Source organism: Sporosarcina sp. P17b, from assembly GCF_002743115.1.
GTDB classification, from domain to species: domain Bacteria; phylum Bacillota; class Bacilli; order Bacillales_A; family Planococcaceae; genus Sporosarcina; species Sporosarcina ureae_C.
Genome location: NZ_PDYP01000002.1, coordinates 187070 through 213079 on the forward strand (window position 1 = coordinate 187070; position 26010 = coordinate 213079).

The window sequence follows — 26010 nt, forward strand, 5'->3', positions numbered from 1 at the left end:
TTCTATGAATTACGTACATATCATAGATACATTATTGTAGACAAACTACTCTACCCGCAATATTCTTCCATGATCCGCAATGTAATACCCTTCAATTCATCATGTTCTGTAAATTGTTCGCTCAACATATCTGTAAGTATATTTTCGAGGAAGTATTCAACACAGTGCATATCTTGAAACTGCAAAATGGTTGTGAGTGCTTCTTCGTAGATTTCTAAAAATAAAGGTTCAGGATTATTCTTTTGGATCTCTCCAAACGATTCATATAGCAAATCCACTTTATCCGCAACCGATAAAATTCGACCTTCTAACGAATCATCTTTCCCCTCTTTAAAACGTTCTAGATAAATACTCTGAAACTCTGCAGGAATTTCTTTTTCCACAAAGTTTTTCGTCATCTCTTCTTCTACTTCACTAAATAATTTCTTCAACTCTTTCGATGCATATTTTACAGGTGTTTTAATGTCACCAGTGAAAAGTTCCGCATAATCATGATTCAAAGCCTTCTCATATAAAAGCTTCCAATCTATTTTGTTGCCAACTTTCTCTTCTACCGTCCCAAGAAATTGAGCAATTTTTGTTACTTTAAATGAATGGCTGGCAACTGAATGTTTTTGATATTTAAATTTCCCCGGACATCTAATAATCTGTTCTAAATCTGATAAACTTTTAAAGTATTGATGTATCCCCATTGTCCTCATCTCCTAACGAGTTTCTGTTAGTAATTAAATACTACATCATAGTCTTCTCGGTAAATTTATATTGTTTCTGAACACTCTTTAACTCTGGTCTTTAATATTATTCCCTATCCCCAATGAAGTATGCTTACTATCACGTATTTGCACAATGGAGTTACAGGACTCTTATCATTTGTTCTGCATACATATTTCGAAACGAGGATACTCTCTGCCCCCTATATAGAGTCCAAATGCGAAAAGGATAGAAGGTGTGGAAATGTTTTTTTCCACACGACTAGATCTTTATTCTTATTATTAAAGTTATTTAAAGTTCTTTGGTTATTGGTATGCCCCAAACTGACAGATGCATTTGTGCAATACCGACACATGAAGTTGTTCAAAACCGACAGATGGCTTGCTTACATTCGACATGCAATGGCTGACTGATTATTTTATAAAAATATCAAATGAAAAAGAACGCCCGTGGAAAATGGCGTTCTTAATTTGTATAAAAATGGTATTGCACCGTTTATCCTTCGTCTTCTGTAACTGAAACATATAATACGTCTCTGTAATAGAAACAATATAACGTTCCTTTACTATCTGTAAAAACGATATCGTTACTTCTAGAATTTGTAGCTATGCTTAAAGCATCTTCTTTATCTATCGCTTCTACTATTCTTAAAATATTTCCAGCGTTAGCAAAGTGATAATGTACTCTGTACTTTTTCAAAATTTTCACGTCCCTCTAAATCTTATTATTCGACATAAAGATTGAAAACCCTTTTATTCATTCGATTAAATTCCAATTACACTATATTAATTACGAATGTACGTTCTTTACAAGCTATTCGAAACATGATAAGATAAAAAACACATATAGAGTATTTAAATCTCCAGTAGACGTTTATTATAAAAAAACACATATAAAAAATTAAAAGGAGGATTTCTATGACAGATCGAGAACTTCTTGAACTTTTGGTTGATAAAGTAACAAATATTGAACAGGATTTTTTCGGTGTTAAGACTGATGTTTCTTCGCTAAAGACTGATGTCTCTTCACTGAAGTCTGACGTCTCTTCACTGAAGACTGATGTCTCTACACTAAAAAAGGATGTTTCATCTATTAAAGAAGAGCAAATATTTATGAAACAGGCTATATTTGAACTGGATGCGCGCTCCATCGTTACTAGTCATAAAATTGATGCTTTAACTGAACAAGTCTCCTCTAATACAACAAAACTAGATGACCTGCGCACTACTCAGCGCCTCGTAAGCGATCACGACACCGACATTCGTATGATCAAAAAAATGTTAACACAATAAAATACAGTGTTCTAGAGTACCTATGTATTAAATTTCTTTGTTCGCTTATGCTAACCTAGCTGTTTATTATATAGGTACTTTTTATTGGCCCCATCAGTTGTAATCTTCATTTCCCGCAAAAAAAGACACCCCCGAAGAGATGCCCCATAATCTACTTATTTGCGTAATTTATCATAAATCCGATCCATAATACTTACCATGAAAACTTCATGCTTGTTTAACGCGGCTGATGCAGCTTCCACGATATTTTCAGATCGCATAGCCGTTGCTTGTTTGTTCGCTACGTTCCATAGTTTGAACGCTTCGATTAATTCTTGATGCTCACCGGCAAAAATGTCAGGTGGGGTTTCTTCTTTAACGGCTGCCGCCACATTAGCGAATAGCTTAGTCGCTCCTTTGACACCTTCTGGACTTTGTTCCTCAATGGCATCCATCATTTCATTAATCGCGTCGCCAATTGAACCTAATGTCATAGCGTACATCATATATTCTTTTTTCAATTCGTTATCTCCTAATTAAACAAACTTCACCATGCTATAGTTCTTTTTACCGCGTCTCACAATTGTGAATGCATCTTCCAAACGTTGCTCTGCTCCTACTGTGAACGCTGTATCTGTAATGCGTTCTCCGTTAAAGGAAATTGCACCATTCGTTACATCTTCACGTGCTTGACGCTTCGATGGAGATACACCCGCTTGGACGATGAAGTCGACAATGTTTTGATCTGCTTTTTCCATCTCAACAGTCGGTACGTCTTTAAAAGCATCTTTCATTTCAGACGCAGTCAATGCTTTTAAATCCCCGCTGAACAATGCTGCTGAGATACGGATCGCTTGGTCAAGTGATTCTTGACCATGAATCAATCGTGTCATTTCTTCAGCTAGTGTCTTTTGAGCTTTACGTAGATGCGGCTCTTCTTGCACAGATACTTCTAGCGCTTCAATTTCTTCGCGGCTTAGGAATGTAAAGATTTTCAAGTACTTTACAACATCCGCGTCAGCAGTATTGATCCAGAATTGGTAGAACTCGTATGGTGATGTTTTCTTCGCATCCAACCATACTGCACCACCAGCAGACTTACCGAACTTCGTGCCGTCTGCTTTAGTAACTAATGGAATTGTGAATCCGTATGCTTTTACTTCTTCATCATGCATCTTACGGATAACTTCTAGACCCGTTGTAATATTCCCCCACTGATCCGATCCACCAATTTGCACACGACAGTTGTAGTGATCGAATAGATGATTGAAATCCGCACCTTGCATAAGCATGTACGAGAACTCTGTGAAGGAAATTCCTTGTTCCAAACGTGATGCTACGTTATCTTTTGCCAACATGTAGTTGACGCTCAATAATTTACCGTAGTCACGCAAAAATTCGATCAATGACATCGAACCGATCCAATCATTGTTATTCACAAGTTTCGCGCCATTCTCTGTTTGGAAATCAAAAATCATTTCAAGCTGCTTTTTGATTCCACGAACATTATCCGCGATTTGATCTGTCGTTTGCAATTGGCGTTCTTCTGAGCGTCCAGAAGGATCCCCGATCATTCCAGTCGCGCCACCGATCAATAGAATTGGCTGGTGTCCGTGTAACTGAAAACGGCGTAGTGTAAGCATTGGAACGATATGACCGATATGCATACTATCTGCTGTTGGATCTACTCCACAGTATAAAGAAATTTTTTCGTCCGTAAGAAGCTTTTCTAATCCTTCTTCATTTGTCTGCTGGTATAGCAAACCTCTCCAACGTAAATCGTCCATTAATTCATTTGACATTTTCCATTTCCTCCTAATTTCAACGTAAAAAGTCCCCACACGATCAATAAATGATCATGCAGGGACGTTAGTTGATTAATTCATAACGCGGTACCACCCGGCTTGAGAGCTGAAAACTCTCCGGCTTTAAGGCGCAGGTAACGTTGCGCAAAACGTACACTCCAAAACTGTAATTCATGCATAGTGCACCGAACAGCTTCCACTAACCGCTGTCTCTCTATGACGGAACTCACTATCACTACTTCGGTTTTTTCGACATGTAATTTCGTATGTGTTCAATTTTACCCATCTTCCATTGAAAGTCAACATTTATTGCATAACTTCTGTTTAATCTATGATATAATGAGTAAGATTTTGGGGGGAGAAAACTTTGAATAACGAAAAGAATAATAGAATTAAGCAACTTGAAGATAAGTTTGAACAAGCGAAAAAAGAGCCCTGGGCCAAAAAACTTCGCATCGGTACCGGTGTACTTTGGAACTTGTTTATTTTACTCATTATCTTCGCCGTGATCGGTGCTGTATTTGCAGGTTCTGTTGGAGCTGGATATTTTGCTTCCCTAGTCGCAAAAGAGCCTTTACGTTCAAAAGAAGAACTTCGCGACCAAGTGTTTAATTATGAAGAAACATCTGAAATGTTCTTTGCGAACAACATTTATCTAGGCAAGATCAACTCGGACATTGAGCGCCGTCAAATTACACTGGATAAAGTGAATCAATATGCATTGGACGCAGTTCTTGCCACTGAGGATGAATACTTCGAAGAGCACAAAGGCATTGTACCAAAAGCAATATTCCGCGGAGTCTTCCAAGACGTTACGAACTCGGACAGTCAAACAGGTGGATCGACGCTAACTCAACAGTTAGTGAAAAACCAGATTCTGACGAATGAAGTTTCCTATGAACGTAAAGCTAAAGAAATCTTGCTGGCTATGCGCTTGGAACACTTCATGACGAAAGATGAGATACTCGAAGCCTACTTGAACATCATTCCTTATGGCCGTGATGTGACAGGACAGAATATCGCGGGAATTGAAACGGCAGCACGAGGAATCTTCGGAATTAAAGCAGCTGATCTAAGTTTACCGCAAGCTGCATATATCGCAGGAATTCCGCAGGCACCTTATACGTACACACCGTTTTATAGTAAGAATCAAGGAATTAAGGAACGCGAAAAGCTGATGTACGGGGTAAACCGTATGAAGACCGTGCTATTCCGAATGCGTGATGCAGGTTATATTACGGACGCAGAATGGAAAGAAGCAAAGGCTTACGACGTGACAAAAGATTTCAGACAGCCGTCACGACGTGCGACTGAACGATATCCGTATGTCACACAAGAAATTCAAAATCGCACAATCGAAATTTTAGCGGAAGTACTAGCCGAAAAAGATGGTATCGATAAAGAACGTTTCGATGAAGATTCCAAGATTAAAGAAAAATACGAAATCATGGCAGACCGTTCTATGCGAACAGACGGCTATCGAATCTTCTCGACGATCAATAAAGATTTGTATGACAAAATGAATGAAGTGGCTGATAACTTCCAGTACTACGGATTTACGTATACATCAGAATCAGTAGATGAAGAATCAGGTAAAACGATTACTACAGAAAACCCTGTTCAAGTCGGTGCGACGATGATCGAGAACCATACAGGGAAAGTACTTTCTTTCGTTGGTGGGCGCGATTATGAACTTGAAGCATTGAATCACTCTACACAAGCTTTCCGACAAAATGGTTCTTCTATTAAGCCATTACTTGTTTACGCCCCAGCTATTGAATATGGTGTAATCGGTGCAGGAAGTCCCCTAGTCGATGTGAAATATAATTGGTCTGGTTGGAAACCTGGAAACTATTTTGACCGTGAGCTTGGTGTACTATCTGCTAGAGAGTCTTTGGCACGTTCACAAAACTTATCAACAGGTCGATTATATAACCAAATCTTTGACCGTAAGCCAATTGATTTCCTCAAGAAAATGAATTTCTCAAAGGTTACGGATGATGATGCTCAAATCCCTGCCGCTTCACTTGGCGGATTGAAGCACGGAGTAACAGTAGAAGAGAATACGAACGCCTTCGCTACATTTGCGAATGGTGGACAATTTATTGAATCGTATATGATTGAACGGATTGAAGATATGAAAGGCAATATCGTATTTGAACATAAAGCGGAACCCGTAGAAGTGTTCAGTCCAGAAACTTCTTATATCATCACCGATATGATGCGTGATGTATTAAAAGGAAACGGTACAGCTGCGAGATTACCTGGATTGATGAATTTCCGTCCCGATTTAGCTGCTAAAACGGGTACATCCCAGCATTATGGTGATGCTTGGTTAGTCGGTTATAATCCGAATGTATCGCTAGGTGTTTGGTTGGGTTATAAAAACCAAAATACACCATTGTATAACGGCTACAACAGTGGTCAAATGCATCCATCAGAACGGACAGCAAGATTGTACGGTCAATTGATGAACACAGCAAACACTGTAATTCCTGAAACCATTAAAGCAAGAGATACATTTAAACGTCCTGCCGGGGTTGTTACACGTTCATTCTGTGGCATTTCAGGTCTAGCACCTTCAGCAGCTTGTTCAGCAGCAGGACTGGTTCGTTCGGATCTATTTAATTCGAAAAAGATGGTTCCAACAAAAGCAGATGATAGTATTGTTTCTTCTGCAGCAGTTCGAGTAAACGGTAAAGTATATCAGGCGTTAGCTTCAACACCGCGTGAATTTGTCACATCTGGTGGAATTGGTGTAACTACTGAATACGGCAAGCGGATGCTTGGACGTTTGGGTGGAGATGCCTCTAAACTACTTGCTGGTCGTGGTGCCTATTCAAGCAGTGTGGCAGGATCTGCCTTCCCTGCAGACAATGTACCACCAGCACCAGTATCAGCAGGACAGAATGGTTCCGTTCTAACATGGACTGGTTCTTCATCAAATGATGTCATTGGTTATTACATCTATCAGAATGGTGTCAGAATCGGTACGGTTCATGACGGAGCATCCAGATCGTATAAAGTCGGGTATGGTTCGTACTATGTGCGCGCAGTAGACATTACTGGCCTGTTATCAGGTCCTTCCAATACAATCACAAATGCGGCACCTGCACCGAAAGCTCAGCCAAAACCTGAGACGAATAGTGATACAAAGCCAGGAACATCGACTCCAGAAACGAAGCCGGATGCAAAACCGGATACCGGTTCTGAAGCAAAACCCGAAACTAAACCTGAAGCTACACCAGAACCAAAACCAGAAACAAAGCCGGAAGCTACACCGGAACCTAAACCGGATGCAACTCCTGCAGAAAAAGAATAACGGATCAACCGGAATACAATCGTATATTGTATTCCGGTTTTTTCATGAAGTGCTTCTGTACATGCATTCTTCCACCTATTCCAAAATCTTTGGCACCGCCCTTTCATCTACGACTAAAGTTTATTACCGACAATTCAGTTATTTCATGATAATAATATACTTTTACTATCTATAAATTGTATACTGAATAGAGAGCTACACTAACCGTACCTACAGCGATTATTTATATGTATAAAGGGTAGAATGATTAGGAAGGGGTGAACTGTTTGGAACATATAAAAACCTACTTTTCCAGAACGTTTCCGCATGAAGAAGGTGAGCTTGTTATTGAAGGTCCTGTTTCATCCGAGCAATTAGCATCGTTTGAATTTCATGAAGGACTAAAAGCTTTTCGTCCACCAAAACAACAACAAGAGGCATTAGTAAAGATTGCCGCATTCCCTGAAGGACGTATTAATATAGCGAGAATTGAAAATATGATTGTCGGATATGTGACGTACTTGTATCCCGATCCACTTGAACGTTGGTATGAAGCAGACTTAGATAACTTAATAGAGCTAGGCGCCATCGAAGTAGTTGCCGCGTATCGCGGTGCACGCATCGGTAAGTCTTTACTGGAATTATCGATGCTTGATGACGCAATGGAAGATTATATTATCATTACGACAGAATATTATTGGCACTGGGATTTAAAAGGCACAGGGTTAACAGTATGGGATTATCGTAAAATGATGGAGAAAATGATGCGTGCAGGTGGAATGGAATTTTTCTCTACGGATGATCCCGAAGTATGCTCCCACCCTGCCAATGCATTAATGGCAAGGATCGGAAAACGAGTCGATCAAGAATCTATCCAACAATTTGATCGTGTACGTTTCAAAAATCGCGTTAATTACTGAAAGTGAGGAATGGTCATGCTCGTACAAGATATTATGAAAACAGACGTGATTACACTTAATTCCACGCATACGATTGCAGATGCGGTACAACTAATGAAAGAAAAGCGAATTCGCCATATTCCCATTGTGGAAGATGGGCGCGTACAAGGTTTGGTGACAGACCGCGACGTGAAAGAAGCGTCTCCTTCAAGTATTTCTGAGAGACTGGAGCCTTCTCTTTATGAAACAACACTCGATAAAATTATGAAAACCGACTTATTGATCGGACATCCACGGGACTTCGTAGAAGAAGCTGCATTGATGTTCTATACGTACGAAATTGGGTGTCTACCTATCGTTTCCAATTATCAACTCGTCGGAATTTTAACTAAGACAGACTTATTGTATAACTATATCGAACTGACGGGTGCCAATCAGCCAAGTTCTCATATTCAAATTCGCGTACCGAATACACCCGGCATTCTGTATGAAGTGTCAAAAGTATTCCATGACCACAATACGAACGTGCTCAGTGTACTCGTCTATCCTTTTCAAGATGACGAACAGTATAAAATTCTAGCCATCCGGATCAAACGAATGAATCCGCTCCCAATCATCGAAGGGTTAAAAAAACAAGGGTTTGAAGTCCTTTGGCCAAGTGAACCGGAGATGGGCGTATGACAAGACAAGCGAGCTTTATCTTTTCAACCGACCAACTAAACTATGAATTTTCCGATACGCACCCTTTCAATCAAAAAAGAATCGTATTGACCAAGAGTTTACTAGACGAAATGAATACAATTGAACCAGATGAAATCGTCATTCCACGTACAGCAACAGATGAGGAACTGCTTCTAGCTCACGATGCAAAGTATATTGAAATCGTAAAAAAAGCGAGTAAAGGTGAAGTGAGTGAAAATATTGGCAGTATCTATGGAATCGGTACAGAAGATACCCCCTTCTTCCATGGCATGCATGAAGCCAGTGCATTGCTAGTAGGCGGTACGCTTACTGCGATTGAAGAAGTAATGGAAGGTCGTTCAAGATATGCGCTGAATCTCGGCGGTGGCTTGCATCACGGATTCCAAGGTAAAGCATCTGGATTTTGCATTTACAATGATAGTTCAGTAGCTATTAAATACTTACAACAAAAGTACGGGGCGCGCGTACTGTATGTAGATACAGATGCCCACCATGGTGACGGAGTGCAATGGACGTTTTACGATGATCCGAACGTCTGCACATTCTCCATCCATGAAACAGGTCGCTATTTGTTCCCTGGGACAGGCAATGTGACAGAGCGAGGAAATGGTGCAGGCTATGGCGCTTCATTCAATTTCCCTATTGACGCATTCACAGAAGACGAATCATTCCTGCACATTTACAAAACGGCTCTACGTGAAGTCGCAGCGCACTTTAAACCAGACGTTATTCTTACACAAAATGGAGCCGATGCACACTACTTTGATCCATTGACACATTTATATAGCACAATGAAAATCTATGAAGAGATTCCGAAACTAGCAAAAGAAATTGCTGAAGAATACTGCGACGGCAAATGGATCGCAATTGGTGGCGGTGGATATGATATCTGGCGCGTAGTACCTCGCGCATGGTCACACCTATGGCTAACGATGAAAGATATCCCAACGCCTACTGGGCGACTACCTGAAGCCTGGCTAAACAAATGGCAACCCGAATCCCCCGTTCCTCTTATAGAGACTTGGGAAGACCCTGATGACTTATACGAAGCAGTCCCTCGCAAAAATGACATCAACGAAAAAAACGAGCAAATGCTAACAAGAGCACTGCACGTTATAAGAAAATCATAATAAAAAGCAACTTATCGCAAAGATAAGTTGCTTTTTACATTTCATATTCTCACAGAAAATATAGTAAGTGTATAAGATCAGAACAACATATCCGTTTTTCAACAGCGTTATTCTTTTTTACTTCCTAACTGACTGCCGCTCTTCCAAATAATAAGGCAAAATAACTTCAGTCTCTTCCACTTCTTCCTCGCTCATTAACTTCGTCAACAAACGCATGGACACAGCACCTAAATCATACAGTGGCACTACAATCGACGTTAACTGTGGACGCACAATACGCGCTAAAATTGAGTGTTGGAAACAAATAATCTCCATGTCCTCAGGAATTCTCAGATTTTTATCACGCACTCCGTTCATGATACCAACAGCAATTTCATCGCTGCTCGCCATGACAGCGGTCGGAGGATCAGACACTTTACCTAGCACATTCCAGCATTCGTACGCGTCATCATACGTATTGTCAGTTTCCACGATCAAGGACTCATCGATTGTCATTCCCGCTTCTTCCAACGCACGAATATATCCCACACGCTTGCAGACACGATTAATGTCACGCGTAAACGGTCCCGAAACAAAAGCAATGCGTTTGTGGCCGTTGTCGATCAACTTCTTCGTTGCTTCATATGCCGCTTGTTCATGATTAATATTGACAGAGGGTAAACTGGTTTCAAAATCCAACGTCCCTGCTAAGACAATTGGAACATTCGCCGTTTTCATTTCTTTACGTACTTCAGGTGAAATAGAATCACTCATGAAGATCAATCCATCTACTTGCTTACCTAAATGATCTTCAAACAATTCAACCTCTCGAGAGGTACTCTTGTCCGAGTTGGAAAGAATGATATTGTATTCATACATCGTGGCAACGTCTGCAATCCCTCTAGATAACTCTGCATAGTAACTCTTAGACATATCGGGGACTATTACTCCGATCGTCGTAGTGCGTTTGCTGGCCAGTCCACGAGCGACAGCGTTTGGCCGGTACCCTAATCGTTCAATACAGTCCAATACTTTTTTGCGAGTCGCCGGCTTCACGTTTTGATTGCCGTTCACTACACGTGAAACCGTTGCCATCGATACGTTTGCTTCTCTTGCTACATCGTAAATTGTGATAGCCATTTTTGCTCCTCCTATCCTTATTCTCTACTAGTATACCGTGTTCTTACGGATTATAAAGTTTTTCTATGCAGAAATATGTCATTCTATACAGAAAAACACCGAACCTTAGTAATAAAGGTTCGGTGTTGGATGTTTTAAATCGTTTGGTGTGTGTTCATGAAGCGAGTGATCTCTTCGTAGAACTCGTCAAACTGTGCAATATCCATTTGCTGCGCTGAATCCGATAATGCTACGGCTGGATCTGGATGAACCTCCGCCATAACGCCGTCTGCTCCTACTGCGATTGCTGCTTTCGCTGTTGGAAGCAATAAATCTTTACGGCCAGTGGAATGTGTAACGTCCACGAATACCGGTAAGTGCGTTTCTTGCTTCAAGATTGGAACAGCAGAGATATCGAGCGTGTTTCGAGTAGCCGTCTCATATGTACGAATTCCTCGTTCACAAAGCATGATCTCCGTATTACCTTTAGAAATAATATATTCAGCTGCGTTGACGAATTCAGAAATCGTTGCAGACATTCCGCGCTTTAGAAGTACTGGTTTGTTGACCATCCCAGCTTCTTTCAGCAATTCAAAGTTCTGCATGTTCCGTGCACCGATTTGGATCACATCGATATACTCAAGTGCTTCCTCCAAGTGTGACGGTGTAATGATTTCTGTGACGATAGATAGTCCAGTTTCATCTGCAACTCGCTTTAGAATTTTTAAACCTTCCAGGCCTAAACCTTGGAAATCATATGGAGATGTACGTGGCTTGTAAGCTCCTCCACGGATCATCGTTAATCCTTTTGCTTTGATTGATTTTGCTACTGCCAAAACCTGCTCGTAAGATTCTACTGCACAAGGTCCAAATACGAAAGACGGATTTCCGTCTCCAATTTTATGGCCGTTTACATCCACAATCGTGTCTTCAGGTTTTCTAGTACGGGATACGAGCAATGCATTCTTCTGCTCATCTTGCTGTACTTCTAGTGCTGACATGAAAATAGACTTGAATACCTGTTCCAGGATACCGTCTGGCAAAGGACCATTGTTGGCCTTCTTCAAGACGTTGAGCATCTCGCGTTCGCGAACCGGATCATATCTATTAACACCTTGCTTTTCTTTTAACTTGCCAATTTCTTGGATAACGCCTGTACGTTCATTGATCAATTTAAGAATATCTAAGTTTAACTGATCAATCGTACCTCTCAACTCACCTAAATCTTGCTTGCTCATAATTCTGTCTCCTCCCCGTACATATCTTCCTTTTCTAACGCCGGAATCTATGTTACATTTTTATATAATAGACCTAGTATAATGAATACTCTTTGAAAAGTCACGCAATTTCACCGAATTAATCCTTATTCACTATTTTCACATAGAAAAAAATTGAAAAGAGGTTGGAAATCCTGATTACTAAGTTATTCGCTCTTGATATCGGGACACGCTCCGTAGTGGGCATTGTACTGGAAGAACAAAACGATTCATTCCATATTGTAGACTTGATTTCAAAAGAACATAAAGAACGCTCGATGATTGATGGACAAATACATAATATTTTAAGCGTCGCATCCATAATTCAAGAAATCAAAGAAGAGTTGGAACAAATTCACGGTCCTTTAAAGCGCGTAAGTGTAGCGGCAGCCGGTCGTTCATTGAAAACAGCAGAAGGAACCGTAACCGTCGATATTTCAGAACGAACGTTGATTTCCAAAGAAGATATTAACCGGCTGGAGTTATTAGCGGTACAAAATGCGCAAGAAAAGTTACTTTCCGCACATCAATCACAAGAGGATGACCACTATTATTGTGTTGGTTATTCTGTCTTGTATTATAAATTACATGATGAAAAGATTGGAAGCTTGATTGACCAAACAGGCAACACTGCAACCGTCGAAGTCATCGCTACATTCTTGCCTCGAGTAGTTGTAGAATCTTTGCTCGCTGCATTAAAGCGTGCAGACCTTGAGATGGAAGCCTTAACACTTGAGCCGATTGCTGCGATTCATGTGCTTGTTCCCCCTTCCATGCGAAGATTAAATATCGCATTGGTCGATATTGGAGCGGGTACATCGGATATTGCTATTGTTAGTGAAAATACTGTGACCGCTTATGGAATGGTGCCTGTGGCAGGCGACGAAATGACCGAAGCACTAAGCAGCCACTATTTGCTCGACTTCCCTATGGCTGAACAAATGAAACGACAAATCAATGATCAAGATATCTTGAAAGTTCAAGATATTTTAGGGTTTGAACAAGAAATACCTGCTGAAGAAGTGATTGATGTAATAAAACCTTCCGTGAAACATTTAGCTTTGTCGATCGCTAATGAAATCAAGCGATTGAATCATAACACTTCTCCACAGGCAGTTATGATTGTCGGCGGAGGTGGATTAACGCCTACTCTCACGAAAGAAGTGAGTACGCAACTGGACCTTCCTGAAAACCGTGTGGCCATTCGAAGTCTAGATGCCCTTTCAGGTGTCACACTTTCGGATCAGATCGAAGCTTCCCCTGCACTCGTCACGCCAATTGGTATCGCAATTGCAGCACAAAGAGCACCCATTCACTATATTTCCCTGAGTGTCAATGAACAATCCATTCGACTATTCGAATTAAAAGAACTTACAGTAGGCGACGCTTTGCTTGCAGCTCGGATTTCCGCCCGACAATTATACGGTAAACCAGGGCTTGCGTTGACTGTTAAGGTAAATGGGCAATGGCGAACGCTTCCTGGCGAGCATGGTTCCTCTACGACCATCCTGTTAAACGGCACTGAAGCCGGCACAAAGGACAGCATAGCAAACCAGGACAACATTGAGTTAATGTTCGGCAAAGACGGCACAGACGCTACAGCGACAGTCAGGGACTTGATGGATGCACCCCAATCAATCACTTATCAACTGAACGGTGTAAGTAAGACTGTTATAGGTGAAATCCTGCTAAACGGAAGGCCCGTTACGATGGATACCAAGATTGCAGACCGTGATGAATTAACCTTACATCAAACAACAAGAGTAAAAGACATCATAACGTCCCATTCAAATTCTGAAACAGATGCTTATACGATTATATGGAACGGTACTCCCCATCGTTTAAAGCAACGTGAGACTGTCTATATCGCAAACGGCCAAGTAGTGTCGGATGCCTACCAGATTCAGGCAGACGATCACATCGAAACGCGTCATCCTGGTGCTCTTTCATTAAAAGAAATAGCGAAAGATTTGGAGATTGTTCTTGAAGAGCGTGCCGATATACTGTTTAACGAAAAGCCTATCGTCATCAAGAAGCAACGAACTGCCGTCTATGTAAACGAAGAACCAGCAAATCTTGACTACCGTGTACAGCCAAATGACAAAGTTGAGTTCAAAGTATTATCCCATTCCCCTATTATTTTTAGTGATATATTTTCATTCACTGATTTCACGTTACCCACACAGTCCACGGCATCTTATCGATTACTGCGTAACGGCGAATCTATTCGCTTCAATGATTTGATATTCGGCGGTGACCAACTAGAGATCATATTCGAATAAAAGCTACGCTGTGCAGACAACTGCATAGCGTAGCTTTTTATTGTGTGTTCTTCATCTAGTAGTGCACAAAAAAACCTTCCAATAAAGGAAGGTTTTTAACTATTACTTAGAGTGGCTTTTGTTGTTACTGTTTGAAGAAGTATTATTTCCTTTAGACTGCTCATTCTTTTTAGCAGTTGTATCTGCTTTAGGAGATTTGTTATCTTCTTTTTTATTTGAAGAATCTTTTGCTTTTGAAAGATTTCCTGATTCTTCGTTATTTTCTTTTGTACCTTTATAATCCATGGCTTCTTCACCTTCAGATGATACAGTTCCGTCATCCATAGGAATATTAGCTTTTGACGTTGCAGATTTCACCTTGCCCACTAGCTGCTCAGATTGCTCTTGGATGTTGTGGGAAAACTCGGAAGTTTTGTCTTTTGCCGCTGAAGTGAATGCTGCTGTTTTTTCTTTTGCAGTATCCGTGAAGTCAGCTGTATAATCTTTTGCCGCACTTGAGTATTCTGCCGCTTTGTCTTTAGCTGTACTAGATAGCTCAGCAGCTTTATCTTTTGCTGTGCTTGATAGTTCTACTGCTTTCTCTTTCGCAGTTGAACTCAATTCAATACTCTTGTCTTTCAGTTGTGAAGCTTGTGTAGTTAAATCTTCACGCATTTCACGGCCAGTCTTCGGTGCTAGGAATAGCGCAGTTGCCGCCCCAATAACTCCACCAATGATCGCGCCGGCAATGAAACTCCCTGTGCCGCTACTATCTTCATCATACAGATCATTTGTTGAACGGTATGTGTAGTTTGCTGGATATTGTGGCTGTCCGTAAGTGTTTGAGTAGTTACCTTGGTTGTTGTTGTAGTTTGGTTTGTTTTCTGTCATTTTTTTCTTCCTCCTGTGAATTAGCTGTTTTTTTGTATGTTTCAAAGGAAAATGCTTGTACTAGGAGCGCGCTTTGTACACTGTCCAACCAGCGGACTTTTCAGGTTGCCGTTCCTTTATTTGATCGTATAGACCAACCGCAACAGTTCCCCATTGTACTACTTGCGCGATTTTATCACTGTTTTGTTCAGCTTGGGTAGTGACTGAGCTCGAGATCCGATGAATGGATTGATTGAGCGTGTTCACTGAGTCGCCTACTCCCTTTACCGCATCCACCACAGTGTTCAGCTTGTCCGCTTTCCCTTGCAGATCTTCGGCCAGCTGATTCGTTTTTTGTAGGAGCTGTGTACTTTCTGTAGTCACTCCTTCCAATTGCTTTGATAAGTCATCCACTGTATGCGAGACACTTTGTAAAGATGTTTTTAAAGACCCAAATGTCATCGCCAGACTTACACAAAGAATAAGAAATGCGATTGCCGCAATCACTGCAGCAACGTAAAGTAAATTGATCACCTTCGTAATCCTCCTAAAGCATATTCTTACGAAAACTTTACCCCTCTTTCAGAGTTTCTAAACTTTTCGTCCTACTACATCCTGTTCGACATAACTTAGCTATTCCCTTTAACAAATTCCTAAAACTTCTTAAAAAAAGAGAGACAGCCCTCTCATAAAAGATTAGGCTGTCTCTTCTGTAGTTATGTCAGATTTGAATTGTTTTAAATATTGCTGGATATCTCCAGCACCCATGAACAGGATTACAGGATTTTGATGTGACGCTAGACCTGACATATCATTTATTTTTAAATGTTGAGAATGTGGAATTTTATCGACCAAATCTTGAATCGTTAAACTTCCTTCTTGTTCTCTCGCAGAGCCGAAAATATCACATAGATACACATGATCTGCTTCAGAAAGACTTTCTGCAAATTGATCTAGCATCGCAGCTGTCCTGCTGAAAGTATGCGGTTGGAATACAGCAATCACTTCACGATTTGGATATTTTTGACGTGCCGAGTCCAATGTCGCACGAATTTCCGTTGGGTGATGGGCATAATCGTCCACGATGACACGATTTTCTAATTCCATGACAGAAAAACGTCTTTTCACACCCGTAAACGTCGCGAAGCGTTCATTTACAATTTCAGCTGGAATATTCTCATAGTGACATAGCGTAATAACGCCCAATGCATTTTTTATAGCATGATCACCTGTCTGCGTAATAGTGAAACGATGATAGAATTCATTTCGGATGAATACATCAAACGAGCAACCATTTTGATCTTTTTCAATATTCGCCGCGTAGAAATCATTAGATGAATCTAAACCATAATAGACAATCGGAACCTGACATTGTAGCTTTTGAAGATTATCGTCGTCTCCGCAAGCAATTAATGCCTTTTTGACTTGGCTTGCCATTTCTCCAAATGCGTCTAGAATATCATCTAAACTTGTAAAATAGTCTGGATGATCGAAATCAATATTCGTCATGATAGCATAGTCTGGATGGTATGCCAAAAAGTGACGTTTGTATTCACATGCTTCAAATACAAAGTACTCTGTCTCCTTGACACCTTTTCCCGTACCGTCCCCAATTAAGAAAGAAGTTGGCGCAAAGCCGCCTAAAACATGCGCAAGCAAGCCTGTGGTAGACGTTTTACCATGCGTTCCCGTTACCCCAATGGATGTGAACTGTTCCATGTAAGAGCCTAGGAAGTCATGATAACGAATAACCTCTAAACCAAGTTCTTCAGCACGGACTAATTCAGGATGGTCATCTTTGAATGCATTCCCCGCAATCACCTTCATACCCGGCTGGATATTATTTTCGTCAAAAGGTAGTACTTTTATATTTCTTTCATGTAAAGGATCTTCTGTAAAAAAGTATTTTTCCACGTCAGAACCTTGAACTGTGTAAGATGAGTCATGTAGTAACTGGGCAAGGGAACTCATTCCTGATCCTTTAATGCCTGTAAAATGAAACAATGTCATATTGAAACCTCCCGGGAGTTCTTTCATCCCTCTTTTTATCTCCAACTGTCCTAAAATAGACTCGGAGATTATTTCTTGTCATAGTATATCATGTGTTCGTTAAAAGTTTAGATACGAACGTGTGGATTATTTACTTCATGAAGCTTTCAAATGCTTGTTCAGTCAAAAAGACATCGCGCGCTCTGCTTCCTCTTTGTTCAGATATAAATTGATTGGCTTCCATTCGGTCAATTAACTTCGCCGCCCGATTGTACCCGATGCTGAAATGGCGCTGTAATGACGAGGTCGATGCACTCCCCTGCTCTATGACAAAGCTGCAGGCTTGCTCAAATAACGGATCCGATTCCTCTTCTTGGACAGCGGCCGCCAGCAAATCATCTTGGCCGAATAAGTAATTCGGTTCTGCTTCATTACGAACATGTTCTATTATACGCTCGATTTCATCATCCGTGACAAACGTCCCCTGAAGACGGACAGGCGCTGATTGACCATTCCCTAAGTACAACATATCCCCTTTACCAAGTAGACGATCTGCCCCTACCGAATCCAAGATGGTCCTTGAATCCACCTGTGAGGAAACAGCGAATGCAATGCGTGTTGGGATGTTAGCTTTGATCGTTCCGGTAATGACGTCAACAGAAGGCCGCTGTGTCGCAATGATCAAATGAATACCGCAAGCTCTTGCTTTTTGCGTAATTCGGCTAATCGACACTTCTACATCTGCAGGAGCCATCATCATTAGATCAGCTAATTCGTCGATCACTACTAAGATATAAGGCATCTTTAAAGAGAAACGGCGTGATTCCATGACCATTTCGTTATAACGTTCTATATTACGTACTGCGGAATGCGCAAATAATTCATAGCGTCTTTCCATCTCATTGACTGCCCATTTCAACGCGGCAGTGGCTGCTTTAACATCCGTAATAACAGGACTCAACAAGTGAGGAATACCATTATACGGTGCTAGCTCAACCATTTTAGGATCAATAAGTAATAATTTCAAGTCATGATGTGAAGCTTTATACAGCAAACTGATCAGTATAGAGTTGATACATACGGATTTACCGGAACCTGTTGCACCAGCAATCATCCCGTGTGGCATCTTCCGCAAATCAATCGTTTGCGGCTCCCCTGTCAAGCTTAGTCCGAGCACTGCCTCTAAAGGTGAGTCGGAATTCATGAATGCGTCACTATCAATAACCTCTGAAATTCGAACAGCACGTGTTTTACGATTCGGGATTTCAATACCAATCATACTTGTTCCTGGAATGGGTGCTTGGATACGAATATCCCTAGCCGCCAAAGCCAATTTTAAGTCATCAGTTAAGTTTCGAATCTTACTGACTTTTGTTCCCTGCATTACAGTTAATTCAAACATCGTCACAGCAGGTCCTTGAACCGCTTGTACGACAGTCGCTTGTACAGCGAAGTGAGAAAGAGTATCTTCTAATGTTTCAGATTGCGATGCAAGCCACTCTTCATCTATTATTTCTTCTTCTGGAGGTGCAAGGTACTGCATAGTTGGGAATCCATAATGTGGCGGTTCTTCTTCAACTATTTCCGCCTCTGGTTCTTCTATAATCGTTTCGGAAGTTGACGCAACAGTTTCTGTCACTACGACTTGAGACTCTTTCGCAATGGCTTCCGACTCCTCCGCGCGTGGTTCTACTATCACAGTCTGTTGTTCTTCAACTACTTGTTCTAATTGTTCTAGCGCTTCTGCTTGTTCCACTGCAGACTGCTGAACTTGATCCGTTTCTACTTCAAACGACTCTTCTACTGATTGTTTCTTTGCGGCATTTTCTGCAATTAGCTCTTCTACTCTAGCAGCTAATCTTTCTTTATCAGATTTAAGCATCAACACATTAAATGGTACAATTTTTTCTTTCTTGATCGGTTCTTCTTGCTTTTCTATATCATCCATTTCGGATGCCATTTCTTCTACTTCTTGCTCTTCAACGTCTTCGTCCACTGGAACAATTATTGGTTCTTCAGGTGTCTCAACAAATTCCTTTGTTTCAGTTGCCACATGCTCAGGCTCTTTTACTTCTACTTTCACTTCCGTTGCTTCTTCTGTTTGCTCTAGTTCTTCTGTTACGGCAGAGACTACAAGTGACTCTTCTGGCTCTATAATGATTTCTTCTGTTTCAGAATAATCGTTGTCATGTTCAGCTTCTTCCACTACTTCTTCTGCCACTGACTCTTCTTCTGTCTGCTCAACGTGAACCATATCTTCTTCGGGCTCTGTTTCAGATGCAAAAGAAACCGTTTCTTCGATTTCTTCAGTATGTTCTTCTGTAGAAGTCACTTTTGGCTGTCTTTTTTCTGATGAACTAGCGAATAGCGGTGCTTCGCTTGGTTGTTGATTGGTAATCAAAGATAGTGGCAATTCCTCATCAAGATCTTCTAGCTGTCCGTGTAATTCTTGATCTTTCATATCTTTCTTTTCTATAACCGACTCCATAGCTTCACTAATTGGTGAACTACTTTTCAGTCCATAGATAGGAGACGGCACATGTGTAGGCGTGAATGGTCTTCTCATTTTCTTTGGCTTTTCAATTTTCACAGGTTCCTGTTGCTGATATGAAGGTTCCTGTGGTTCTGCAGGATGCTTAGATTCATATGGTTCGATTCGCTGCGGCTCTGCATGTAAATTCCGTTCAGGCTTCCCACCAGAAAACGGAAGAGGTAACGGATTAGATGTAGGCGGAATAATGCGTGCAAATTCACGTCTAGTTTCCGCACGATACACTTTACCATTGGTCTCAAAACGGCCCGGCCAACGTTCATTCTGTTGCAAAGGAATAATTTCATATGGTTCTTCAACTATTTCATCTTGCAAATAATCTTTTGTATATTCATCATGATGGGTCTGTGGTTCCCATCCGTAAATTTCATAGTCAGAAACTATCGGAAATCTAAAGTTCGTTTTTTTATTTTCATCAAGTTTTTCATCGTTTTTTTCATTAAGTTTTTCATTGTATATTTCATTGTTATTTGCAGGAGTTTTTTGTTCATATAAAGGTTCATCTTTTTCATTGCCTTCTTCCATTTGCTGAAGGCGTCTTTTCATATTCCGTAACCAGCTCAAATATATCACTCTTTTCATGTCAATCATTTCATTTTAACAGGTTCTCTATGAGGAAATCAAACAGTTCTATGTACTTTCCGTATAAAATAGTGATTTGTAACCCTATGTAACAATAATACAAAAAAGCTTTTGCTACAAGCTTAACGAGCCTTGTGCAAAAGCTATTCATTATAGATATATTTACATCTTACGCTTCGAAAGCTTCTCCGACGATTCGGTCATCTTCCAATACAAGAATACCTTTTTCTTCAGGTGCATCTTTCAAGCCCAATTCTTTAGCAGAACAGATCATGCCTGACGAAGCGACTCCACGAAGTTCAGCATCGCGAATGATCATACCTGAAGGCATGACAGCACCCACTTTCGCTACCACTACCTTCTGTCCCGCTTCTACGTTAGGTGCGCCACAGACGATCTGTAGAGTCCCCTCCCCTACTTCCACTTGGCAAACATTTAATTTATCTGCGTTTGGATGCTTCTCTTTTTCTGCAACATAACCTACTACAAATTTAGGAGTGAAATCCAATTCAAGCTCTAAGTCTATGTCATTTTCTTTCAAGGCTTTTTGCAGTTGTTCGCCAAGCTCTTCTGTCAACTCTACTTGACCTACTGCTGAAATTGGAAAATAACTTGTAGCATTAAATAAATTGAAAGCCACAACGTTTCCTGTCTTTTCGTCTTTGATAACTGTTACATTATTTGTTCTTTCAGCTACAATAGCTACCGGTCTTTCTGTTGTAAGTTGTACGAACAATACGTCGCCAACACCTTCTGGATTATAAAAGATATTCATTTTTTCTTTTCCCTTCTAGCCAATCTGTTTTTTGCCATAATGAAAATTGGTTCGAGTTTACCATCTTCATAAATGAAAGATAGTGACGTAACAGGAACGGCACCTGTTGTGAAAAACTGCATAGCGATTTGCGCAATGACGTCATAACCTGTGTCGTTTCGAATATCACCAATTATCAACACATCTTGGTGAGGAACGGAAACAACCATATGTCCCTCGATTTTCTCTTCCATTTCCTTCAAAAAGGGTTGATTTAATATTCTGCTTGCATCATAACCATCATTATTATTGATGAAGTAGAAGATATTGTCAGATACGATGTCCTGCTTATAAGCTGTTGGTAACGTCTTGACTTTAAACATCGCAACTTCTTGAATTTCCTGTTCTGTCATCTGCATATCGGAAAGCATACCGTGGTCAATCAAGCGGTAAGTATTTCCTAAATCCAACGCGTAGAAAATCCGTGTTTCTGCCGTATGATCTTTCGTCAAGAAAGTTTCTCCAGCAGAACTTTCAGTCGGGAATGAAGTTGAACGGATAACTGGGAAAATATTATTTTCCCCTGCAAAACCTTTTGCTTGTTCTTGCTCCATTGCGCTGAACGTCTCCAGGATGGTATATGCTACTTCATCGATTGCACGCTCTTTTTTTTGCTCATACTTTGATAAAATTTCAGGTAACGAGATATCAATACCTTTATGAAGAGTATGGTGGACAATTCGCAATTTGTCTGCCTTGCGATCAAATTGCCAATCAAAGTTCTCTTTAGGTAAGCGGTTCTTCAGCTCTTCTACCAAATCTTTAGCTTCCATTCGTCGTCCCTCTCCTTCCGTACTCAATTTTTTTATTGATCGTCATGTTGAACTGAACGAGCAATTTCCATCATTTTTTCCAAGTAGGCGCTAGTGTTTGCTTCGTCTGTTACAGTTTCCACCTTCGCTCCACCTACGTTCGCAATTAACTCAACTTGCTTTTCACCTTTTTCAATAACCGCAACAAAGCCAAATGCTTCATCTTTAGAAAATGTTTGTGCACCTACTAAATTTTCCGGTTCATCCGTCAATAGCACATCATAATAGACATGACTATTTTTCTTTTCATTCGGATTAACGGTTAAGTAAAATGAATCATGTCGTTTAGTTAAGACAATCGTTTGTGAAGTTGATTCTTCATCTACACGTATAGTTGGCGGTTTATAGAAGTCAATATCGCCTACCGCATGATTCGTTTTTTTGCTATTCAATTCAAAAACTTTTTTCGCTGAGACAAATGCATCGTCAGTACGGACTTCCACTTTCTGATTACATCCTACTAATACGACAGCTAGTAGCAACAGCAAGAAAACCTTTCCACTTCGCAACATTCAGGTTCCCCCCTTCTCTACTTTCGTTCACTTTTCTATCAATCCTATTCTAATCGCACGCTGTCGCTATTGCAATCGTCAACTCTGACGTGACATGCTATACAAGAGCTGCCCGATTAATAATTGCATAATATGTTCAAAAAGTGCATCTCTTGGTACAAGTTGCGCTGTCAACATTCCCATTGCGCCTTCTGACATACGGACATTTCTCTTTTTAAAATAGTCATCCACCGCGTCACCCAGTTCTTTACCACTACGAATTTCCTCGGCTAGCTCTTCCGGCAATGGAATTTGTGCGCCCGCGGCAGTATACGTTTTGCCTTCCGGTGTAGTGAGGGCACCCCAATTGCAAAGGTACATGGTGTCCGCAATCATGTGGACACCGCCTTCCAAGCCAATACCATACGTATCGTTTGCGACAGCAACCGATCGATTAATCGCACCTTGGCGCGTTTCCTCTTCGCTCATCGGCTGAGCGCTAACGCCTGACGAAACGGACACGGAAGAAACAGAACTATTTTCCAAACACTGCTCGATGATTCGAACGGCCGCACGCTTCTTCGCCTGATTTTCAGAGCCTAGAACAAATTCCATTCAGTCCCCTCTTTTCTAAGAGCCTAGCTATTTTGCTTTAACGTTTCTACTGTAGTTTTATCACATGCTTTTACTAACTTTGTAATTAATTCCTTAGCTGCTGCATAATCATCTGTGTGGATGATCGAAGCCGCAGTATGGATGTAGCGAGAACAAATACCGATGACTGCACTTGGGACGCCGTTATTCGCCACATGTACTTGCCCTGCATCCGTGCCACCTTGAGAAACAAAATATTGATACGGTATATTGTGAGTTTCAGCGGTATCTAAAACGAACTCTCGCATGCCGCGATGCGTGATCATCGAACGGTCCATGATACGCAATAATGCGCCTTGGCCCAACTGCCCAAATTCTTTTTTATTGCCGCTTGCATCATTTGCAGGACTTGCATCGAGTGCGAAGAATAAATCCGGATCAATCATGCGAGCCGCTGTTTGTGCTCCACGCAAGCCGACTTCTTCCATCACCGTTGCACCTGAATACAACGTGTTTGGCAACGTTTCATTTTTCACTTCTTGCAACAGTTCAACAGCTAGACCACAGCCATATCGATTATCCCACGCTTTGGCCATAATCTTCTTTGGATTTGCCATCGGTGTGAACGGACAAATCGGCAAGATCTGCTGGCCCGGACGAATTCCGAAACTCTCTGCATCCGCTTTATCATCTGCGCCTACATCGATCAGCATATTTTTGATATCCATCGGTTTACTGCGCTCTGCATCACTTAATAAGTGTGGCGGAATCGATCCAATGACTCCCGGAATTTCTGTATCTTCCGTGATGATCTGGACTCGTTGCGCAAGTAGGACTTGGTTCCACCAGCCACCTAACGGCTGAAAACGAAGCATACCATTATCTGTAATACCCGTTACCATAAAGCCGACTTCATCCATATGTCCGGCAACCATGATCTTCGGTTGATCTTCTTTTCCGTGGCGAACGCCAAAGATTCCACCCAAACCATCTTGAATCATCTCATCCGAATTTTGTGCCAACTGCTCACGCATAAAAGCCCGGACACGGTATTCATTACCTGGTGCGCCCGGAAGTTCAGTCAGTGTACGAAATAACTCTAATGTCTCTTTTTTCATCTAAATCCCTCACTTTTTCAGTCTATTCGTATTATATCCAGTAACCAAACAGATGAAAACTAATTAGGTTAACAATCTGCTTTACACAAAGGTGCCATATTTTACCGATTACTCAAGCAAGAAAAGCTTTTGAATCGCCATGCCCTTTTAAACTATGTTACACTATAAGAAAAGATTTGCGAAGGAGGCTGCACTTAGCCATGAGAGTAAAAGAATTTGTTGCTGGAATTTTAACCGGAGTTGCTGCAGGCGTAGTAGTGAATGAGGCTTTTAACCGTTATAACGAAGAAGTACCAGCTGATAACGTACTTAAAAAAGTAAAAGACGCATTTAAAGAAGAAGGACCAATCGACGGTTCTTGGATCGTAATGAAGCCAGAACCTTACACAAACTATGTCATCTCTATGGACGTTTACCGTGGTGGCGTTTCACGTATGAAAGACGGCAAACTAGAGCAATATGAATTCGCAGCAGATGCGAAAACAGGCACTGTCGTAGAGCTAGTTCGCCAGTAATCAGTATTTAACTATAAGAAAAGAGGCTATCCGAGAAGTATCTACTTCTCGCGATAGTCTCTTTTTTTAAAAGGTGTTTTACATACAGAAAAAGACAAACCCCGCGTATATGGGATCTGTCTCTAGGACTAAATTTTTTAACAATGCATAAACGTTCAAATTTCAGAAGATGACATCAGTTGATCGTAGTGTAAGGCGGCGACTCCTAGTGGATCAGCGTGAGCCTTGAGACCCCGCAGGAACGAAGTGACGAGGTGGCTCAAGCCCCGCCCACAGGAAAGCGTCCGCCTGGAACGTCGATCAACTGCGCCTCCCCGTCTAATCACTTGAACTTGAACTCAACCCTTATCGAGAACGAGGCAAGCTATCCACAATCTTCTTTCCATCCTCACTAAACTTTGCCATGCGATACACAGCATCATGATAGAAAATAAAACCATATTCATTTGGAAGCGCTTCCTTCATAATGCGCTCTTTCGCAAAAATCGAGTCCATCGGATAATCATCATAAGCTAATACCCACAACGGGTTCGTATGCGCATGCGTCGGCATAATATCCGCCATATGAATCAGTGTCTCGCCGTCCTGTTCTAACTTAATCACACTATGACCATCACTATGACCGCCAGTATGTATCATCTTTATGCCCGGCACTACTTCGATTTCATCTTCAAACGTTGTCACTTGTCCTTGAATCGGCTCCCAGTTTTCTTTCCAGTACGTATTTCGAGAGCGAATATTTGGTTCTCTCATTTCATCCCACTCGACTTGTGAAGTGTAGATCTTCGCATTTTTAAACACTGAAACGAGCTGATCACCTTCCCATTGTGTCAAACCTGCCGCATGGTCATTGTGAAGATGGGACATCAACACAACATCGATATCATCGGGCGTCATCCCTAGTTCTTCCAAGCTTTCTTCTACACGTGTTTCAGCACGCACACCCAAATTGCGCTTTTTCTTCTCGTCCAACTTACCTTTACCTATACCTGAATCGATTAAATAATTTTTGCCTTCGTATTGAATTAGGATTGGGTCTGTTCGTAGTTCAATCAAATTATTTTCATCTGCTTCATAGCGTCTTGACCATAATGCTTTCGGAACGACACCGAACATCGTACCGCCATCCAAATAGTTTACGCCACCGTCTAGCCACGTTAGTTTCATGTCATGAAAAGTTAATTGATCCATCATATTTCCTCCCTACATTCCTAAATTATCTGTTGTAATGACGTGATAC

23 protein-coding genes are annotated in these 26010 nt (G+C 41.1%); 7 read left to right on the forward strand and 16 right to left on the reverse strand.

Translation table 11 applies throughout. From position 1 onward, the window contains the following. Positions 1–50: 50 nt before the first annotated feature. Together CSV76_RS02895 and CSV76_RS17110 are read right to left on the reverse strand one after the other, a co-directional pair. Entirely contained in the window at positions 51–692 is a 642-nt protein-coding gene (locus CSV76_RS02895) for an HD domain-containing protein (protein ID WP_099624691.1), read from the reverse strand. A gap of 514 nt (positions 693–1206) precedes the next feature. Further along, positions 1207–1410 carry a hypothetical protein gene (locus CSV76_RS17110; protein ID WP_143560342.1) on the reverse strand — a complete coding sequence of 68 codons (204 nt, stop codon included), beginning with the start codon at positions 1408–1410 and terminating at the stop codon, positions 1207–1209. A 218-nt stretch (positions 1411–1628) separates the two neighbouring features. Between CSV76_RS17110 and CSV76_RS02900 the strand changes: the two genes are divergently transcribed. Next, the gene (locus CSV76_RS02900; protein ID WP_099624692.1) at positions 1629–2003 is read left to right on the forward strand and encodes a hypothetical protein; all 375 of its coding nucleotides are present in this window, start codon (positions 1629–1631) and stop codon (positions 2001–2003) included. A 155-nt stretch (positions 2004–2158) separates the two neighbouring features. Here CSV76_RS02900 and CSV76_RS02905 read toward each other — a convergent pair whose 3' ends face one another. Beyond that, positions 2159–2503, reverse strand: coding sequence for a hypothetical protein (locus tag CSV76_RS02905; protein ID WP_099624693.1), 345 nt, complete (start codon positions 2501–2503; stop codon positions 2159–2161). A 15-nt stretch (positions 2504–2518) separates the two neighbouring features. Further along, positions 2519–3784 (reverse strand): tyrosine--tRNA ligase, encoded by a 1266-nt coding sequence (gene tyrS, locus CSV76_RS02910; RefSeq protein ID WP_099624694.1) that lies wholly within the window; start codon positions 3782–3784, stop codon positions 2519–2521. 370 nt (positions 3785–4154) lie between these two features. On the opposite strand from tyrS, the gene CSV76_RS02915 reads away from it, so the two are divergent. The 4 genes from CSV76_RS02915 (at position 4155) to CSV76_RS02930 (ending at position 9819) form a co-directional block, all read left to right on the forward strand. Further along, positions 4155–7109, forward strand: a complete 2955-nt coding sequence (locus tag CSV76_RS02915; protein ID WP_085426582.1) for a transglycosylase domain-containing protein — start codon at positions 4155–4157, stop codon at positions 7107–7109. A gap of 266 nt (positions 7110–7375) precedes the next feature. Further along, on the forward strand, positions 7376–8008 hold the full coding sequence (locus CSV76_RS02920) for an N-acetyltransferase (protein ID WP_085426583.1): 633 nt from the start codon (positions 7376–7378) through the stop codon (positions 8006–8008). A 15-nt stretch (positions 8009–8023) separates the two neighbouring features. Further along, positions 8024–8668, forward strand: a complete 645-nt coding sequence (locus CSV76_RS02925; protein ID WP_085426584.1) for an acetoin utilization AcuB family protein — start codon at positions 8024–8026, stop codon at positions 8666–8668. After that, positions 8665–9819: an acetoin utilization protein AcuC gene (locus CSV76_RS02930; RefSeq protein ID WP_085426585.1), complete on the forward strand. Its 1155-nt coding sequence runs from the start codon at positions 8665–8667 to the stop codon at positions 9817–9819. The genes CSV76_RS02925 and CSV76_RS02930 overlap by 4 nt, the downstream gene beginning before the upstream one ends. A gap of 117 nt (positions 9820–9936) precedes the next feature. On the opposite strand, the gene ccpA is transcribed toward CSV76_RS02930, so the two are convergent. Together ccpA and CSV76_RS02940 are read right to left on the reverse strand one after the other, a co-directional pair. Beyond that, complete coding sequence (gene ccpA, locus CSV76_RS02935; protein ID WP_099624695.1) at positions 9937–10938, reverse strand: catabolite control protein A; 1002 nt, start codon at positions 10936–10938, stop codon at positions 9937–9939. A 134-nt stretch (positions 10939–11072) separates the two neighbouring features. Beyond that, a complete protein-coding gene (locus tag CSV76_RS02940) occupies positions 11073–12155 on the reverse strand; it encodes a bifunctional 3-deoxy-7-phosphoheptulonate synthase/chorismate mutase (protein WP_085426587.1) in 1083 nt (360 codons plus the stop codon). Between the two features lie 164 nt (positions 12156–12319). Here CSV76_RS02940 and CSV76_RS02945 point away from each other — a divergent pair, with 164 nt between their 5' ends. Continuing rightward, the gene (locus CSV76_RS02945; protein ID WP_335696119.1) at positions 12320–14455 is read left to right on the forward strand and encodes a cell division protein FtsA; all 2136 of its coding nucleotides are present in this window, start codon (positions 12320–12322) and stop codon (positions 14453–14455) included. A gap of 102 nt (positions 14456–14557) precedes the next feature. On the opposite strand, the gene CSV76_RS02950 is transcribed toward CSV76_RS02945, so the two are convergent. From CSV76_RS02950 to CSV76_RS02990, 9 genes are all read right to left on the reverse strand, one after another. Then, on the reverse strand, positions 14558–15325 hold the full coding sequence (locus CSV76_RS02950) for a YtxH domain-containing protein (protein ID WP_099624696.1): 768 nt from the start codon (positions 15323–15325) through the stop codon (positions 14558–14560). A 60-nt stretch (positions 15326–15385) separates the two neighbouring features. Continuing rightward, complete coding sequence (locus tag CSV76_RS02955) at positions 15386–15838, reverse strand: DUF948 domain-containing protein (protein WP_099624697.1); 453 nt, start codon at positions 15836–15838, stop codon at positions 15386–15388. A 162-nt stretch (positions 15839–16000) separates the two neighbouring features. After that, entirely contained in the window at positions 16001–17314 is a 1314-nt protein-coding gene (murC, locus tag CSV76_RS02960) for a UDP-N-acetylmuramate--L-alanine ligase (RefSeq protein ID WP_085426590.1), read from the reverse strand. Between the two features lie 130 nt (positions 17315–17444). Then, entirely contained in the window at positions 17445–20390 is a 2946-nt protein-coding gene (locus CSV76_RS02965) for a DNA translocase FtsK (RefSeq protein WP_233204387.1), read from the reverse strand. Positions 20391–20595: 205 nt separating this feature from the next. Next, complete coding sequence (gene ytpR, locus CSV76_RS02970) at positions 20596–21201, reverse strand: YtpR family tRNA-binding protein (RefSeq protein WP_099624698.1); 606 nt, start codon at positions 21199–21201, stop codon at positions 20596–20598. After that, positions 21198–22013, reverse strand: coding sequence for a DUF1444 domain-containing protein (locus tag CSV76_RS02975; protein WP_099624699.1), 816 nt, complete (start codon positions 22011–22013; stop codon positions 21198–21200). Before CSV76_RS02975 ends, ytpR begins: the two co-directional genes overlap by 4 nt. Positions 22014–22045: 32 nt before the next feature. Further along, positions 22046–22564 carry a hypothetical protein gene (locus tag CSV76_RS02980; RefSeq protein ID WP_085426593.1) on the reverse strand — a complete coding sequence of 173 codons (519 nt, stop codon included), beginning with the start codon at positions 22562–22564 and terminating at the stop codon, positions 22046–22048. Between the two features lie 78 nt (positions 22565–22642). Next, the gene (locus CSV76_RS02985; protein ID WP_099624700.1) at positions 22643–23158 is read right to left on the reverse strand and encodes a DUF84 family protein; all 516 of its coding nucleotides are present in this window, start codon (positions 23156–23158) and stop codon (positions 22643–22645) included. Between the two features lie 23 nt (positions 23159–23181). Continuing rightward, positions 23182–24255 (reverse strand): M42 family metallopeptidase, encoded by a 1074-nt coding sequence (locus CSV76_RS02990; RefSeq protein ID WP_099624701.1) that lies wholly within the window; start codon positions 24253–24255, stop codon positions 23182–23184. A gap of 200 nt (positions 24256–24455) precedes the next feature. On the opposite strand from CSV76_RS02990, the gene CSV76_RS02995 reads away from it, so the two are divergent. Beyond that, positions 24456–24770 carry a hypothetical protein gene (locus tag CSV76_RS02995; RefSeq protein ID WP_099624702.1) on the forward strand — a complete coding sequence of 105 codons (315 nt, stop codon included), beginning with the start codon at positions 24456–24458 and terminating at the stop codon, positions 24768–24770. Between the two features lie 345 nt (positions 24771–25115). On the opposite strand, the gene CSV76_RS03000 is transcribed toward CSV76_RS02995, so the two are convergent. Next, complete coding sequence (locus tag CSV76_RS03000) at positions 25116–25961, reverse strand: YtnP family quorum-quenching lactonase (protein WP_099624703.1); 846 nt, start codon at positions 25959–25961, stop codon at positions 25116–25118. Positions 25962–26010 lie beyond the last annotated feature (49 nt).